The organism is Nocardiopsis flavescens, from assembly GCF_900141985.1.
GTDB lineage: Bacteria > Actinomycetota > Actinomycetes > Streptosporangiales > Streptosporangiaceae > Nocardiopsis > Nocardiopsis flavescens.
The window spans coordinates 49189-64272 of record NZ_FQZK01000024.1; the positions used below are offsets into that span (position 1 = coordinate 49189).

The 15084-nt window shown below is 73.7% G+C and carries 16 protein-coding genes and 1 CRISPR repeat array; of the genes, 8 read left to right on the forward strand and 8 right to left on the reverse strand.

The genetic code is table 11. The annotated features are described in order from the left end of the window. Window positions 1-41 precede the first annotated feature (41 nt). Window positions 42-911, reverse strand: coding sequence for a hypothetical protein (locus BUE45_RS26360; protein ID WP_073383149.1), 870 nt, complete (start codon window positions 909-911; stop codon window positions 42-44). Window positions 912-1030: 119 nt separating this feature from the next. Further along, on the reverse strand, window positions 1031-2065 hold the full coding sequence (rarD, locus tag BUE45_RS26365) for an EamA family transporter RarD (RefSeq protein ID WP_073383152.1): 1035 nt from the start codon (window positions 2063-2065) through the stop codon (window positions 1031-1033). Window positions 2066-2305: 240 nt separating this feature from the next. On the opposite strand from rarD, the gene BUE45_RS26370 reads away from it, so the two are divergent. Further along, entirely contained in the window at window positions 2306-3178 is an 873-nt protein-coding gene (locus BUE45_RS26370; RefSeq protein WP_073383155.1) for a phosphorothioated DNA-binding restriction endonuclease, read from the forward strand. Window positions 3179-3458: 280 nt separating this feature from the next. Here the strand turns inward: BUE45_RS26370 and BUE45_RS26375 are convergent, their stop codons facing one another. Beyond that, window positions 3459-4445, reverse strand: coding sequence for a helix-turn-helix transcriptional regulator (locus BUE45_RS26375; RefSeq protein WP_073383157.1), 987 nt, complete (start codon window positions 4443-4445; stop codon window positions 3459-3461). A gap of 138 nt (window positions 4446-4583) precedes the next feature. Here BUE45_RS26375 and BUE45_RS26380 point away from each other — a divergent pair, with 138 nt between their 5' ends. Next, on the forward strand, window positions 4584-4979 hold the full coding sequence (locus BUE45_RS26380; RefSeq protein WP_073383159.1) for a RidA family protein: 396 nt from the start codon (window positions 4584-4586) through the stop codon (window positions 4977-4979). Window positions 4980-5104: 125 nt separating this feature from the next. Here the strand turns inward: BUE45_RS26380 and BUE45_RS26385 are convergent, their stop codons facing one another. Next, window positions 5105-5710, reverse strand: a complete 606-nt coding sequence (locus BUE45_RS26385) for a Uma2 family endonuclease (protein WP_073383162.1) — start codon at window positions 5708-5710, stop codon at window positions 5105-5107. Between the two features lie 403 nt (window positions 5711-6113). Between BUE45_RS26385 and hppD the strand changes: the two genes are divergently transcribed. Both hppD and BUE45_RS26395 read left to right on the forward strand, forming a co-directional pair. Beyond that, the gene (gene hppD, locus BUE45_RS26390) at window positions 6114-7151 is read left to right on the forward strand and encodes a 4-hydroxyphenylpyruvate dioxygenase (RefSeq protein WP_073383165.1); all 1038 of its coding nucleotides are present in this window, start codon (window positions 6114-6116) and stop codon (window positions 7149-7151) included. Window positions 7152-7275: 124 nt separating this feature from the next. After that, complete coding sequence (locus tag BUE45_RS26395) at window positions 7276-8949, forward strand: FAD-dependent oxidoreductase (protein WP_084737907.1); 1674 nt, start codon at window positions 7276-7278, stop codon at window positions 8947-8949. Window positions 8950-9150: 201 nt separating this feature from the next. On the opposite strand, the gene BUE45_RS26400 is transcribed toward BUE45_RS26395, so the two are convergent. Beyond that, the gene (locus BUE45_RS26400; protein WP_218619592.1) at window positions 9151-9633 is read right to left on the reverse strand and encodes a phosphatase domain-containing protein; all 483 of its coding nucleotides are present in this window, start codon (window positions 9631-9633) and stop codon (window positions 9151-9153) included. Between the two features lie 131 nt (window positions 9634-9764). On the opposite strand from BUE45_RS26400, the gene BUE45_RS26405 reads away from it, so the two are divergent. The 3 genes from BUE45_RS26405 to BUE45_RS26415 all read left to right on the forward strand — a co-directional run bounded on the left by BUE45_RS26405 (window position 9765) and on the right by BUE45_RS26415 (window position 11228). Then, on the forward strand, window positions 9765-10067 hold the full coding sequence (locus BUE45_RS26405) for an AbrB/MazE/SpoVT family DNA-binding domain-containing protein (RefSeq protein ID WP_245833485.1): 303 nt from the start codon (window positions 9765-9767) through the stop codon (window positions 10065-10067). Window positions 10068-10071: 4 nt separating this feature from the next. Then, a complete protein-coding gene (locus tag BUE45_RS26410) occupies window positions 10072-10371 on the forward strand; it encodes a hypothetical protein (RefSeq protein WP_178378661.1) in 300 nt (99 codons plus the stop codon). Between the two features lie 185 nt (window positions 10372-10556). Then, window positions 10557-11228, forward strand: coding sequence for a DUF4333 domain-containing protein (locus BUE45_RS26415; protein WP_073383167.1), 672 nt, complete (start codon window positions 10557-10559; stop codon window positions 11226-11228). A gap of 60 nt (window positions 11229-11288) precedes the next feature. Here BUE45_RS26415 and BUE45_RS26420 read toward each other — a convergent pair whose 3' ends face one another. Together BUE45_RS26420 and BUE45_RS26425 are read right to left on the reverse strand one after the other, a co-directional pair. Further along, a complete protein-coding gene (locus BUE45_RS26420; protein ID WP_143173489.1) occupies window positions 11289-11576 on the reverse strand; it encodes a hypothetical protein in 288 nt (95 codons plus the stop codon). Between the two features lie 112 nt (window positions 11577-11688). Next, window positions 11689-12111, reverse strand: a complete 423-nt coding sequence (locus BUE45_RS26425) for a winged helix-turn-helix transcriptional regulator (protein ID WP_073383172.1) — start codon at window positions 12109-12111, stop codon at window positions 11689-11691. A 131-nt stretch (window positions 12112-12242) separates the two neighbouring features. On the opposite strand from BUE45_RS26425, the gene BUE45_RS26430 reads away from it, so the two are divergent. Beyond that, window positions 12243-13118 carry an oxidoreductase gene (locus BUE45_RS26430; protein WP_073383175.1) on the forward strand — a complete coding sequence of 292 codons (876 nt, stop codon included), beginning with the start codon at window positions 12243-12245 and terminating at the stop codon, window positions 13116-13118. A gap of 211 nt (window positions 13119-13329) precedes the next feature. Continuing rightward, window positions 13330-13663: direct repeats of the CRISPR family, unit length 29 nt; unit sequence GTGCTCCCCGCGCACGCGGGGATGGTCCC. Window positions 13664-13785: 122 nt separating this feature from the next. On the opposite strand, the gene BUE45_RS26435 is transcribed toward BUE45_RS26430, so the two are convergent. Then, on the reverse strand, window positions 13786-14715 hold the full coding sequence (locus tag BUE45_RS26435; protein WP_073383177.1) for a MerR family transcriptional regulator: 930 nt from the start codon (window positions 14713-14715) through the stop codon (window positions 13786-13788). Window positions 14716-15084 lie beyond the last annotated feature (369 nt).

A 15084-nucleotide genomic window follows, 5' to 3' on the forward strand; every position in this document is an offset into this window, starting at 1 on the left:
CGTGGAGCGGCTGGGAACGGGTCCTCGGAAGGGGACCGTCCCTAGTCGGGGGAGACCGTGGGGTCGTCCGCGGCGCCCGCGGGCACCGGGTGCACGGCGTCGATCGCGGTCGAGAGCGCGTCGGCGGCGGGTGCGGTGACGGGGACCACGGTCAGGTACCCGGCGACGGCGGGCGCCCCCGCGGCCCCGGAGGGCGCGGCGGACCCGGTGGAGAGCTTGGGCGCGGCGGAGACCTCGCGCTCGGCCGGCGCGGCCGGGCGGTGCTCGTCCACGGCCGCGGCGTCGGCGACCGCCCCGGCGGGGCGGTAAGGGGCCCCGAACGCGGGCACCGTGCCCGCGGCGGTGTGCCCGTCGGCACCGGCGCCGGTCCGGTCCCCGCCGTGTTCCCCGCGCCCGGCGCGGTCCGCGGCGGGGCGGGCGGTCCCGCCGCCGTCGGCCGCGGCGGCCTCCGGCTCGGCGGGTGCCACGCGGGTGGAGGCGATGTGCGCCACCAGGTTCTCGGCGCGGTCCTGGTCGGCCGCCTCCAGTTCGCGGACCACCCGGCGGGCGCCCTCGCGGACCCCCTCGCCGACCTCGGCGACGGCGGGGTCGGACAGCACGGAGGGGGCCGAGGAGGTCCGCTCCTCCAGGCTCCGGTGGACGGTGCCCAGGGTGTTCGTGACGGGCGCGGTGACCTCGGCGACCCCGGACTCCAGTGAGGGCTCCAGGCCCCCGGTCAGCCCGGCGCCCAGGGAGGCCGCGCCCCGGTCCAGGCCCAGCGGCCCGGCGGTGTCGGCGTGGGCGGACGGCGTGCCCGCCAGCCACAGGGCGGCCAGGGCCGCCCCGAACAGCAGGGGCAGCAGCAGGAGGGAGGGCGCGCGCACCACCGCGGCAGCGCGCGGGGCGCGTGCCGTGCGGCTGGTGCGGGACATGGGAGTGCCCTCCGTGACGTGCGGACCGTCGGGAACCGGAAGGGGCCCGGTTCGCGACTCGACGTTAGCACAATGTCACGGATCGTAGTTTCGGTTCTCCGGAACCGGGGAAACCCGGGTCAGTCGCAGGGTTCCGCGGCGGGCCGGTCCGTCGGCCGGCCCTGCGAGGGGTCTGGCTCCGGCGCGGATCCCCGCCCCGGCCCGTCCTCCCCGGCCGGCCCGTCCTCCCGCTCGCGCGTGCGCTCCGCCTCGCGCTCCCTCCGGCGCAGCACCGACCGCGCGCGGGCGCCGTGCAGCTGGTCGAACACGAACACGCACAGCGCCAGCCACACCAGTGCGAACCCGGCCCACCGGGCGAGCGGCATCTCCTCGCCCTGCACCAGCCAGCCGATCAGGAACATCAGGGTGGGGGCGATGTACTGGAGCATCCCGATCACGCTCAGCGGCACCCGCCGGGTCGCCACCCCGAACATCAGCAGCGGCAGCGCCGTCACGAAACCGCCGCCGACCAGCAGCGCCGTGTGCGCGGGCGACACCGAGAGCGCCGTCCCCGCCCCGGAGGACTCCAGGTACAGCACGTAGCCCAGCGCGGGCAGGAACATCACCAGGGTCTCCACGGTGAGGCTCTGCACGCCGTCCAGGTCCACGTACTTCTTCACCGCGCCGTAGGCGGCGAACGACGAGGCCATCACCAGCGCCAGCCACGGCGTGACGCCGTAGCCCACCGTCATCACCACGACCGCGAGCCCTCCGAGTCCCACGGCGACCCATTGCGCGGCGCGCAGCCGCTCGGAGAACACCAGCACGCCCAGGCATACCGACATCAGCGGGTTGATGAAGTACGCCAGCGAGGCCTGGAGGGTCTGCACGGTCGACACCGCGTAGATGAACCCCCACCAGTTGACGGCGATGAGCACCGCGGCGGCGGCCACCGGCAACAGGCGGCGCGGGCTCCGGATCACCCCGGGCAGCCACTTCCAGCCGCGCCGGGCGAGCACGAGGACGACCGCCATCGCCAGCAGCGACCACACCATGCGGTGGGCGAGGATCTCGGCGGGTGCGGCGGCGGAGAGGAAGGGCCAGTAGAGGGCCGCGAAGCCCCACAGGAGGAAGGCGCCCGCCCCGAGGGCGACGCCGCGGTTGGATTCCGGCACGCCTGCAATCGTAGGACGAATCGTCGGGCATGTCTGTATCCCGAGGGTCACACCGCTTTGCCGTTCGGCCCCCCTCGTTCCCCGTCCGCCACAGCGGAACCCCTGTTCCCAGAGGGGAGGGGAAAAGCCCCGGGCGGCCTGTGTCAGAGGCGGCATCGGCGTCTTTCCGCACGGGGTAGCCTCGCCCCTATGCCTCCTGTCACAGACGCCGCCGACCCCGGACCCACGGCCGGGGGAGCCGTGGACTGGGATGGGCGGATCGGCGGGATCAGGCAGGGTCGCAGCGGTGATACACGCGCCCCGCACAAGCCCCTCCTGCTGCTGTACGCCCTGGGGCACCACCAGCGCCACGGAGCCGCGCCCATCCTCTACAGCGCGGCCGAGGACCGGCTGCGGCTGCTGCTGGAGGAGTTCGCCCCTCCGGTCAAGCGCCCCAACCCGGCGCAGCCCTTCCACCACCTGGCCCACGACGACGGCCTGTGGCGGGTCGCCACCGACGACGGGCGGGACAGTCGGCCCGACCCCTCCGCCCTGCGGGCCGGCGGCGCGCGGGGGAGCCTCACCCCGGAGTTCTCCCGGGCCCTGGAAGCGGACCCGGGCCTGCGCACCCGCGCCGCCCGCCTGCTGCTCGATGCGAACTTCCCGGCCTCCCTGCACGGGGAGGTCCTGGCCCTGGCCGGGCTCGCCCTGGTCCCCGGGCGGTGGGCGGCGTCCGCGGACCGCGACCCGCGGTTCCGGGAGGCGGTGCTGGCGGCGTACGGGCACCGGTGCGCGTTCTGCGGCTACGAGGGGCTGATGGACGGCGTCCCCGCCGGACTGGAGGCCGCCCACGTGCGCTGGTGGTCCCAGGCCGGACCCGACACCGTCGACAACGGCCTGGCCCTGTGCGCCAACCACCACCTGCTCTTCGACCGGGGCGTCATCGGCCTCACCCCGGACCTGACCCTGGACGTGTCCCCCCGGTTCGAGCCGCGCTCCGCCGAGGCCGAGCGCATCGTCACCGGCCTCGCCGGCCGGGGCCTGCTCCTGGCCGAGGGCACCCCGCCGGTCGACGCCGACCACGCCGGATGGCACCGCCGGGAGGTCTTCAAGCACCTCGTCCGCGCCGCCTGAGGGGCACCCGCGCGGTCCCCGGTCCCCGGTCCCCGCGGGCTTTCCGGCCTCGTGCGTCTCCCGGCCCCGCGGGCTCCTCTGGTCCGCGCGCCCCCGGTTCGGCGTGGCCCCGGCCTCCGCGCGTCTCCCGGTGATCCCTTCCCGGCCCCGCGGACATCTCTGCCCCGCACGCCTTTCGGACCGGTGTGCCTCCCGGTTCCCCGTTTTCCGCTTTCCCGGGGACTCCCGCCTCCGCTCGGCCCACGGGCCCGCTCGGCCCGGGGGCCGCCCCGCCGCCCCGCTAGGCGTCCGCTCCAGCGGACCCGTCCCCGTACCGGGCGGCCAGCGCCGCGGCGCGCTCGCGCAGGGCGGCGCGCAGCGACGGCGGGGCCAGGGCCTCCACGTCCGTGCCGAGCCGCCACAGCGCCCACTCGGCGTGCCGCGCGTCCTGGAAGGTCACCTCCAGCAGCAGCCCGCCGTCCGCGCCGGGCTCCTCCGCGCGCACCGCCACCGCCGTGTCCAGCAGCTCCTCCCGGCGCGCCGGGTCCACCCGGACCCGGACCGCCAGGTGGTCCCCGGACAGGAAGCGGGCGCACCGCTCCCGCCACGCCTGTTCCAGGTCGACCGCCTCCGGTCTGCGCGCCGGTTCGGCGAGCCGTGCGGCGTCCGACACCCGCGACAGCCGGTAGGTGCGGTCCGCGCCCGACCGCGTCGCCAGCAGGTACCTCCGGCCGCGAACGGTGACCAGGCCGAGCGGGTCCACCGTGCGCCACCGCGGCTCCTGGTCCGCGGCGGCGTAGCGGATGCGCAGCCGGTTCCCGGACAGGACCGCGCGCCGGACCTCGCCCAGTACCGGCCCGGGCACCGGCTCGACGTCCGTCGGCCGCGAGAGCAGGTCGGTCTCCGGCTCGACGAGGAAACGCCCGGCCCCCTCGCTCGCGGTGGCCCGGTGGCGCTCGGGCAGCGCGTCCACCACCTTGCGCAGGGCCGAGGCCAGCTCCGGGCCCAGGCCCAGGTCCCGGCCGCCGCGCGCCGCCCCTGCGGTGAGCAGGGCGAGGGCCTCGTCGTGGTTCAGCCCGGCCAGCTCGGTCCGAAAGCCCGGCAGCAGCGCGAAGCCGCCGTGGCGCCCGCGCTCGGAGTACACCGGCACGCCGGACGCGGACAGCGCCTCGATGTCGCGCAGCACGGTGCGCGTGGACACCTCCAGCTCGCGGGCCAGGGCGTCCGCCGTCATGCGTCCGCGCTGGCGCAGCAGCAGCACCAAGGAGATCAACCGGTCCGCGCGCATACGCGGAATCTACCGAATACACGACCGAGGACGTCGTGATTTTCCGGAAGCCTCGTCCGCACGGCCCCGGAGCCGGCGCACGCCGGTACGGAGGGGCCGTGATCCCGCTGTCGTGACGCATCGAAGGGAGCCGACGCGATGGAACGCACCGCGGTCAATCCGGTCAAGTGGTCGTTGGAGATGGGGTTCAACCAGGGTGAGCTGGTCTCGGGGCACACCCGGACCCTGTACTGCTCCGGCCAGACCGCCATGGGCGCCGACGGCGCGCCGCTGCACGAGGGGGACATGGCGGCACAGCTGGCGCTGAGCCTGGACAACCTGGAGGCCGTGCTCGGCGGGGCCGGCATGGCCCTGGCCGACCTCGTCCGCCTCAACGTCCACACCCTGGACGTGGACCTGCTGCTCCGGCACTACGGCGTGCTGGCGTCGCGGCTGGGAGCCGCGGGTGCGGCCCCGCCCACCACGATGCTCGGCGTGACGAGGCTCGCGGTGCCGGGCCAGCTGGTCGAACTGGAGGGCACGGCCGTGGCGTGACACGGCCCCGCCGCCGCCCGCCCCGCCCCGGGCGGGCGGCCCCGGCCCGGACGCGCGGGAAACGGACACGAGGGAAAAGGGACCGGCGCGCCCCCGTTCGGGAGGGAAACGCACGGCTCCCGGGGTCACTCCCGGCCGGGGGCGTCCCCGCCGATGTTCCTCATCCACGGCCCGTCCGCCGTCAGCCAGTGCGGGACCAGGGTGAGGGCGAAGGGGAAGTCCGTGGTGAAGACGTCCTCCCCGTGCGCCTGGGCCGCCTCCTGGTACCGGCCGTCCTCCAGGCGCAGCTCCACCAGGCCAGCCTTGTCGGACAGCGGGTTGACGATCCAGTACGTGGGGATGCCGAAGGCGGCGTACTCGGCCCGCTTGGTGTGGGTGTCGCGGATGACGCTCTCGGGGGAGACGATCTCCACCACCAGGAGCGGCGGGACCGAGAAGTACCCCCTCTCCGGGAGCGGCACGTCGAACACGGCGAGGTCGGGGAGGCGGTGCCGGGTCCGGTCCCCGTTGAGGTCGATGCCGGGGGCATCGTGGATCTCAAGTTCGCCGTTGCAGCCGTTGTTCAGATGTGCGGACAGACGGCTGGCCGCACGGGTGTGGATCGGTTTCGGGGCGGGCGACACGTCAAGCCGCCCGTCGGCCAGTTCGTACCGCCGCCCGTCGTCCGGCGTGCGTTCCAGGTCGTCCGCGGTCAGGAGCCGTTCCGGGGTGTCCTGGTGCCTGGTGGTCATGACAGACCTACTGCCTCCTCACGCTCATGGCGGCCAGTATCCCGGTGTACCTCCGGTCCCGGTGGGCGAATCCGGAAAACGGCTTTTCGGGTTCGGACCCCTATCGCCGATCCGGTTCCGAAAAAAAGGCGCTTCCCCCGGGAGAGGAGTTGATACGCCCGTTTCGTTGGTTGTGCGGTCCGCGGGGGCCGGCCCCCGCGGACCGGGGATGCAGTGCCGACGGCCCCGGGCGGGCGGCCCGGCCCGGCCGCGCGGGAAACGGACACGAGGGAAACGGACACGCGGGAAAAGGGACCGGCGCGCCCCCGTTCGGGAGGGAAACGCACGGCTCCCGGGGTCCCCGGCCCGGGGCGCCTGAGCCGTTACGCTGCGGGTCCCCGACGGCCCTGCCCAAGGAGACACCGTGACCGCACTGTCCGGCGCGACCATCGACCACCTGGGTTTCCACGTGGCGGACGCGGACAAGTCCGCGCACCGCATGCGCGAGGACTACGGGATGGCGGTGCTCGCCGAGGGGTCCCGCGCCGAGGGGGAGCGCTCCGTCCTGGTCGGTGCCGGGACCGTCCGGATGCTGTTCACCCAGCCCCTCACCGACGACCACCCCGCCGCCCGGTACGTGCGCGAGCACGGCGACGGCGTCGCCGACATCGCCCTGCGCGTCGCCGACCCGCGCGCCGCCCACGACCTCGCGGTCGCCCGCGGCGCCCGCTCCCTGGCCGCCCCCGCCGAGCGCGACGGCGTCGCCACCGCGGCCGTCGCCGGGTTCGGCGACGTCGCCCACACCCTCGTCGCACGGGCGCCCGGCCGGGACCTGCCGCCCGGCCTTACCCCCGTCGCGGGAGTCCCCGCCGACCTCGGCCTGGAGGCAGTGGACCACGTCGCCGTCTGCCTGCCCGCCGGGGAGCTGGCCCCGACCGTCGCCCGCTACCGCGAGGTCCTGGGCTTCTCCACGATCTTCGAGGAGCGCATCGCCGTCGGCGCCCAGGCGATGGTCTCGGCCATCGTCCGCTCCGACGGCGGCGACGCCACCCTCACGCTCATCGAGCCCGACCCCGGCGCCGAGCCCGGCCACATCGACGGGTTCCTGCGCGACCACCGCGGGCCGGGCGTCCAGCACATCGCCCTGGGCACCGCCGACATCACCGGCACCGTCGGGCTGCTGCGCGAGCGCGGCGTCTCCTTCCTGGACGCCCCCGACGCCTACTACCGGCTGCTCGCCGAGCGCCTGGACCTGCGCCGACACACCGTGGAGGCCCTGCGCGGCCTCGGCGTCCTGGTGGACGAGGACCACGACGGGCAGCTCTTCCAGATCTTCGCCCGCTCCACCCACCCCAGGAACACGGTCTTCTTCGAGGTCATCGAACGCCTGGGGGCCACCACCTTCGGCAGCGGCAACATCCGCGCCCTCTACGAGGCCGTCGAGCGCGGGCGCGCGGACTGACCGGGGCGACGGGGGCGCCCGCGCGGCCGTCCCGCCGACCGGTGCGCGCGCCCGCGCCGACCCTGGCGCCCCGCCCTCCCAGGGGGTAGGAAGAGGGGGACCGAGGGCGGAGGGGGACACCGACATGGGCTGGTCCGCACACGAGGGCACGATGGAGCGGCTGCGTCCGCGGCTGGACTTCGCCCGGTTCGACCGGCTGCGCTCCTACGGGGTCGAACAGGAGGTCGCGGCGGGCGACGTGCTCACCCGCTCCGGCGACTTCGAGCACGACCTCGTCGTCCTGGACGAGGCCCACGTCGAGATCGTGCGCGAGGCGTCCTTCGACCGCCCCGAGGAGGTCGTCATGACCATGGGGCCGGGGGACTTCCTGGGCGAGGTCAACCTCCTCGGCAACTACATGGCGTTCGTGACGGTCCGGGTGGTGGCGCCGGGGCGCGTCCACCGCCTCTCCAAGGACCGCTTCCGCACGATGATGGCGGAGGAGGTGGAGCTGTCCGACATCGTGCTGGAGGCCCTGCTGGTCCGCCGGGAGTACCTGCACGAGGTCGTCCGCCCCGTCGACGTGGTCGGGCACCACATGTCGTCCGCCACCCTGGCCCTGCGCACCTACGCGGCCCGGGTCCGGCTGCCCTACGCGTGGCACGACGCCGACTCCCCGGACGGCCGGCGGCTGCTCGACACCGTCGGCCTGCGCGGCGACGACCTCCCGGCGGTGGTGTTCGCCGGGCAGGTGACGCGCAACGTCACCCCCGGCATCCTGGCCGAGCGCATCGGCAAGGCCTACCGCCCCAGCTGCAAGGACGTCGACCTCGTGGTGGTGGGCGCCGGCCCCGCCGGGCTGGCGGCCGGGCTCTACGGGGCCTCGGAGGGGCTCAACACCGTCGTCCTGGACGCCCTGGGCGCCGGCGGGCAGGCGGCGTCCAGCTCCCGGATCGAGAACTACCCGGGCTTCCCGCACGGCATCGCGGGAGAGGAGCTGACCCGGCTGTCGTCGATCCAGGCGCTCAAGTTCGGCGCCGAGATGTACATGCCCTGCCGGGTCGAGCGGCTCGACACCACCGGCCCCGACCCGGTGCTGTACCTGGCCGACGGCAGCCGCATCGACACCAGGGCGGTGGTGGTGGCCTCCGGCGCGCGGTACCGCACCCTGCCGCTGGAGGGGTGGGCCGACTTCGAGGAGTCGGGGTGCATCTTCTACGCGGCCACGGAGCTGGAGGTGCGCTCCTGCTCCCGGCACCCGGTCACCGTGGTGGGCGGCGCGAACTCGGCGGGGCAGGCCGCCCTGTACCTGGCGGGCCGGGGCAGCCGCGTCGACCTCGTGGTCCGCGGGCCGGACCTGTCGGCCAAGATGTCGGAGTACCTGGTGGCGCGCCTGCACGACCACCCGGACGTCACCGTGCACACCGGCACGGAGGTCACCGGGCTCAAGGGCGACCGCAAGCTCGCGGAGGTCGTGCTCACCGACCGGCGCACGGGGCGGGAGGCGGCCCGCCCGACCAGCGGCCTGTTCTGCTTCATCGGCGCCAGCCCGGCCACGGGGTGGCTGGACGGGGTCACCCGGGACCGCAGCGGGTTCGTGTGCACCGACTCCTCCCTGGCCGAACCGGGTCTGGGGCCGGTGTGGGAGAAGCTGGGGCGCGGGCCGCTGCCGTTCGAGACCAGCGCGCCCTCGGTGTTCGCGGTGGGGGACACCCGCACCGGGTCGATCAAGCGGGTCGCGGCGGCCATGGGCGAGGGCGCCAGCGCCATCGCGTCGGTGCACGCGGCGCTGGCGGAGCGGCGGCACCGGACGGTGTAGGGGCGCGCTCGCCTCCGGCGCGCGGTCCCCTGCTCCCGGTACGCGGAGTTCCGATCCCGGCTCCCTGCTCCTCGGGCCCGGACCCTCGGGCCCGAAGCCCCGGACCCGCCTTCCCGCGCCTCACGTGCGGTGCGGGCGGCCGGGGTCCGCGCATGTCGTGGCCGTGCGCGGCGGCGGACGCGCTCCCGGCCGGGGCCCTCCTCAGAAGTCGCCCTCGGCGACCTGGAGGACGGTCAGCCCGAGTTCGCGCCACATCCGGACGACCTTGTCCCGGTCGTCCAGCACGCACAGGACGTCGGCACGGTCGCGCACGTGCCCGCGGTACAGCTCGCGCTTGACGGTGTCGTCCGAGCGGAAGTCGCCCCTGCGCCGCATGTGGAGGTCGCCCGCCACCCCGACGTGTTCGTCGAGCCAGGCCAGCGTCTCCCGGCGGCACTCGTCGCTGCGCCCGGACATGTAGACGACGTCGAGCCCGCCGGCCGCGAGGCGCCGCACCACCTCGATGACGTTCGTGTTGGGGGAGTCCTCGCCCACCCGGTGCCACTCGAAGGGCCCGCGCGCGTACTCGCCCTCGCGCAGGGCGAGGGTGCCGTCGATGTCCACGAGGATGCACTGTCTTCGGTCGGCCATGTCGTCCTTGTTCTCGGGGGAGCGGTGCCGGGGGTGCCGGGGCCTCCGGATCATAGGCGCTCCCCCCGACACCCGCTCCGCCGCCTACGGGTCGGAAAGTCAGACTTCCCGAATTTCTGAAATTCCTTGACTCCGACGCGATGGTGGCCGAACCTGGAAGTGGTCCCCACCCGAGGAGTCGATCGATGAGTCAGACCAAGGAGAAGCGCCGACGCGCGATGATGCGCCGTAAGAACCAGCTCACCCTGCCCCGCGAGGTCGCGGAGGCCCTGCACGTGCGGGAAGGCGACGAGGTCGAGTTCGCCATCACCGAGGACGGTCGGGTCACGCTGCGCGGGATGACGGTCGTTCCCACGGACCAGGCGTGGTTCTGGGACCCGGGGTGGCAGCACGGTGAGCGGGAGGCCAGCGGACAGATCGCCGAGGGCCGCACCGAGGAGTTCGACGACGCGGAATCGATGTTCGACGCTCTGGAAGAGGAGCAGTGAGTCCGTGGCCACGTTCTCCGTCACCCCCCGTTTCCGGGCCGACTTCAAGAAGCTGACCAGGGAGCAGGCGGCCCGGTTCCGCAAGGTCGTCACCGAGGAGTTCGCTCCTGACGTCGAGGCCGGCCGCTTTCGGCCGGGCCTGCGGGTCAAGGGTGTACAGGGCGCTCCCGGGGTCTATGAGATGACCTGGGCGCCGGACGGGCGTGCCACGTGGCAGTACGGGGACGAGCGCCGCCCTGGCAAGGCGCACGTGGTGTGGCGCCGGGTGGGCACCCACGCGGTCTTCGACCCCGGCCCGCCGTGACCCGCCCCGCTGAGGCGGTCGGCAGATGTCAACAGTGTTGACTTTAAGTGTGCGGCCCGTGACGGAAATAGTGACAAAAGGTTTGTAAGGCCACAGATTCATATAGAAATATGCGGCCCTGGAACCCCGGGTCGCGGTCCGCAGTCTGTTCGGGGGCATGTTCCCGCAGATGTGAGGAGACCGCGATGGGGCAGGTCAGAGGTAATCGAGTCATCACCGGAGCCGTTCTCGGAGCACTTCCCCTGCTCCTGGCCACCGGCTGCTCGTTCAGTTTCGGTGGTCCCGGCGCGGTCGAGGCCGCGGTGGTCGCCGAGCGGTCGAGCGAGATGCTGGCGGAGGAGGTCGGCCAGACCCCCGACGACTTCACCTGCGCCGACGACCTCCCCGCGGAGGTGGGCGCGGAGATCCGCTGCGAGCTGACCAGCGGCGGCGAGACCATCGGCGCGACCGTCACGGTGACCTCGGTGGAGGGGAGCGACGTGCAGTGGGACGTCGTGGTCGACGACCAGGTCGCATCCGACGGCGCCGCGGACGACACCGCCGCCGAGGACTCCGGCGCGGGGGAGCCCGCGGCCGGGGGCCAGCCCTCCGGTGGCGGCGGCACCACCGCCGCGGCCGTCGACGGCACCGTGCCCGCCGACGAGGTCGCGCAGAAGTCGTCCGACGCGCTGGCCGAGGTGGTGGGCCAGGCACCCGAGGACCTCACCTGCTCGCAGGGCCTGCCCGCGCAGGTGGGCGCGGAGATCCGCTGCAACCTCGTGGACGGCGGCATGAACTACGGCGTCACCGTCACGACCACCGTCGTCGATGGCGCCAACGTGCAGTGGGACATCCAGGTCGACGACGCGCCCCTGTAGGCCCGAACCCCGTCGTGGTGGGACGGCGCCCGTGCCCGTCCCGCCCGGGGGCTCCGCGGCTCAGGTCGCGGTACCGCCCCTCCCGCGGCCGGCCGCCGCGCGGACGAGCGCGGCCCCGAGCGCGAGGAGTGCCCCGGCGGCCAGCGCCGGCCACGCCAGCAGGCCCCGGGCCGCCACCGCCTCCGGGCAGCTCTGCCCGGGGACCCCGGAGTCGAAGTACATCGGCGCGGGGAAGAAGGCCGATCCGCAGCCGGACGCGGTCTCCGTCGCCACCGGCAGCAGGCCGGCCGCCGCCCCGGCGACCGCGACGGCGGCTCCGAGCAGGATCACGATCGTCGTCGTCTTCACCGGGGACCGCCAGGGGGTGGGGTGGGGGCAGGGGAGCGCTTCGCCCGGAACGCTACCGCGCGGCACCGACGGTCCGCCCCGGGCCCTGCCCGGTCCCGCCCGGCTCCGGAACCTAGGCGGTGCGGGCGTCGTGCGCCTCGCGGTTGCCCAGCACCTCGCCCATGTTCGCCTCGGCCCAGGCCTTGAGGCCGCGCACCTGCTCGTGCAGCGACAGGCCCAGCGGGGTCAGCTCGTAGGTGACCGTGACCGGCACGGTGGGGGTCACGGTCCGGGTGAGGAGCCCGTCGCGCTCCAGGGAGCGCAGCGTCTGGGTGAGCATCTTCTGGCTGACGCCCGCGAGCGTGCGCGCCAGCTCCGAGAACCGCATCGGCCGGGGGCCCCGCGCGTCCTGCCCGCCGCCGAGCGCGCACAGCACCAGGGCGACCCACTTGTCGGAGATGCGGTCGAGCAGTTTCCGGCTCGGACACACGTCCAGGAACGCGTTGTACTCCGTCTTGGCCTGCGCCCGCTTCTGGGCCGCCGTCGTGGTCCCCATCGCCCGCTCCCGTCTCCTGGACCTCACCAGGGCACCTTGAGGTGCCTACTTCCCGTCGGGAAGGTACCTGACCAGTATGGAGAAGGGCTCCACGAGGAACCACCCCTGGCACGGACACGAAAGAGGTAGGGATGAGCGCGCTCTCCCCTTCGCTTCCCGGCGGCACCTGGACGCTGGGCGACCTGACCGTCGGCCGCTTCGGCTACGGCGCGATGCAGCTGGCGGGCCCGGGGGTCATGGGGCCGCCCGCCGACCACGACGGTGCGGTCGCCGTCCTGCGCGAGGCGGTGGACCTCGGGGTCACGCACATCGACACCAGCGACGCCTACGGGCCCCGCGTGACCAACCGCCTGATCCGCGAGGCGCTGAGCCCCTACCCGGAGTCGCTGCACGTGGTGACCAAGGTCGGCGCGCGGCGGGACGAGCAGGGAGGGTGGCCGGTGGCCCGGCGGCCGGAGGAGCTGCGCCGACAGGTGGAGGAGAACCTGGAGTCGCTCGGTGTGGAGGTGCTGGACCTGGTGTATCTGCGCGTCGGTGACGCCACCGGGCCCGTGGACGGGCCGGTCGCCGAGGCGTTCGGCGCCCTGGCGGACCTGAGGGAGGAGGGTCTCGTCCGCCACCTGGGGGTGAGCAACGCGACCGCCGCGCAGGTGGCCGAGGCGCAGGCCGTCGCGCCGGTCGTGAGCGTGCAGAACATGTACAACCTCGCGCACCGGGGCGACGACGCGCTGGTCGACCGGCTGGCAGGCGAAGGGGTGGCCTACGTGCCGTTCTTCCCGCTGGGCGGGTTCAGCCCGTTGCAGTCGTCGGCGCTGTCGGCGGTGGCGGCCCGGCTGGACGCGGCGCCCCTGTCCGTCGCGCTGGCGTGGCTGCTGCACAGGTCACCGAACATCCTGCTGATTCCGGGGACGTCGTCGGTCGCGCACCTGCGGGAGAACGCGGCCGGGGCCGGACTGAAGCTGTCGGGGGAGGACCTGGCCGAGCTGGACACCATCGGCCGGAAGTGAGCCGGGCCGTGACCCGAGCGGGTGGGGTGGGTGGGGGTGGGCGGTGGTCTCCCGCCGGCGGTGTTGTCCGCAGGTGGACGCCTGTTGTCGTTGTCCTGCCGATCCGGTAGAAAACCCGGAAGGGCATTGTTGGCGCATGGGTGTTTTGTCTGTTTTTTGAGAAGTTGTAAAATCGGGTGGTCTCCCGTGGTATTCGCCCAGGTCATTTACTGTGCTTCCCGCGCACGCGGGGATGGTCCCGTCGAACGGGCTCTGGTGAACATCGCCGGTTAGTGCTCCCCGCGCACGCGGGGATGGTCCCGGGGGCGCGATCGGCCTGAAGGGCAAGCCGCAGTGCTCCCCGCGCACGCGGGGATGGTCCCGCTCTCACTGGTGTGCGTATGGCCGCGTACCAGTGCTCCCCGCGCACGCGGGGATGGTCCCTCCAGGATGGCGATGGCGGCCACGAAGGTTGTGTGCTCCCCGCGCACGCGGGGATGGTCCCCGGCCGTCCTCGTGGACGAGGCCAAGGGTTACGTGCTCCCCGCGCACGCGGGGACGGCTCCTCGTGCCGGACGCCCACGGCACCTACAAGGCCCCAGTGAACCGCCCGCGATCCACCCCCGGCCCGCACCTCACCCCGCCGGATGTCCTGACGGAACCCCCGGCCCGAGACACCCGGCTTCGCTCAAGGAGCGGGTGACTCCTGGACGGTCATTTCAAAGGCCAGCTCCATACACCGCAGGCGGGCCGGGGAGAAGTCGTACGGCATCTTTCCGACGGCTTCCACCAAACCCATGGTCTTTTTCGTCCTGCTGGAGTCCTGACCGGTCTCGTCCCCGCCTTCACCGGCGGTGTCGGGGTGCAGGGCATCCCAGGAGTCGAAGAGCGCCTCTTCGCTCTCCGCCAGGTCGGAATCATCGATGGCGGCGTGCAGCATCAGTTCGAAGGCGTGCCGTTCGGCGGCCACCTGTGCCACGCGGGGGTCGTCGACGGCGACCGTGTCGTCGAGCGCCTCCTCGGCGGCGTCAACGCGGTCGGATTCCTCACGTAGATCCGGGTGGGCGGCCAAGGCGAGGAAACGACTGGCCTGTACGGCCGCACCGAGCGGGCCGAAGAGCCGTTCGGTGACCAGCAGGGTGTCCAGGTCCGTCTGGCGCAGGGAGCCCTCCGGCAGGCCCGTGAAGCGGTCGGTGACGAAGTCGGAGAGCAGGCCCATCCTGTTGCCCAGGGTTCGCATGCGCTGCACGGCGGCCCGCTGCCGCCGTAGTTCCGCCTCCCGGGCGGTGAGGGCTTCCTCCAGCCGTCCCAGGACACCCGCGACACCGTGGTCGGTGTCGGCCTCCGCGTCGGCGCCCGTACCGGTGTCGGCGGGAGCCGTGTCGGCAAAGGCGTCACGGATGTCGTCCAGGGCGATCCCCGCGTCGGCCATCTTGCGGATCCACAGCAGCCGGATCATTTCTTCGTAGCCGTAGCGGCGGCGGTCGTCACCGCCCCGCTCGGGCTCGGGGAGCAGGCCGATCTCGTGGTAGTGGCGGATCGCCCGCGGTGTGGTGCCGACGAACGATGCCGCGTCACCGATCTTCACCTTGCGCGGCGGAACAAAGGACGAATACATGGGCGGGGCCTTCCTCGGTGGGGCGGGGCGTGCGCCCACCGAACCACATGACGTTACGGAAGGTGCAACTCTCGGCACCCCGCCCCGCACGCGTCATGACCTCGGCGTGCAACCGAGAACAGGGTTCCGCCCCGGCCCACCGGTGTCCCGGGTCGTCGATCCGTGTGCGGTACGCGGCGAGGGCGTCGGGGATGTCGTCGGCGGTCTTCGTGACCGGACGGCTCCAGCGGCAGCGGTTGCGGTCCGGGCACTGCCTCGCCCTGCGGCCGCAACCGAACTCACGACTCGGAACACCGGGTCGCTGAACGCCTGCGGAGATATGGGCGGCGCGTCGGGAGGTGCGATCGGCCGCGTGAGTCAGGCGGGTTC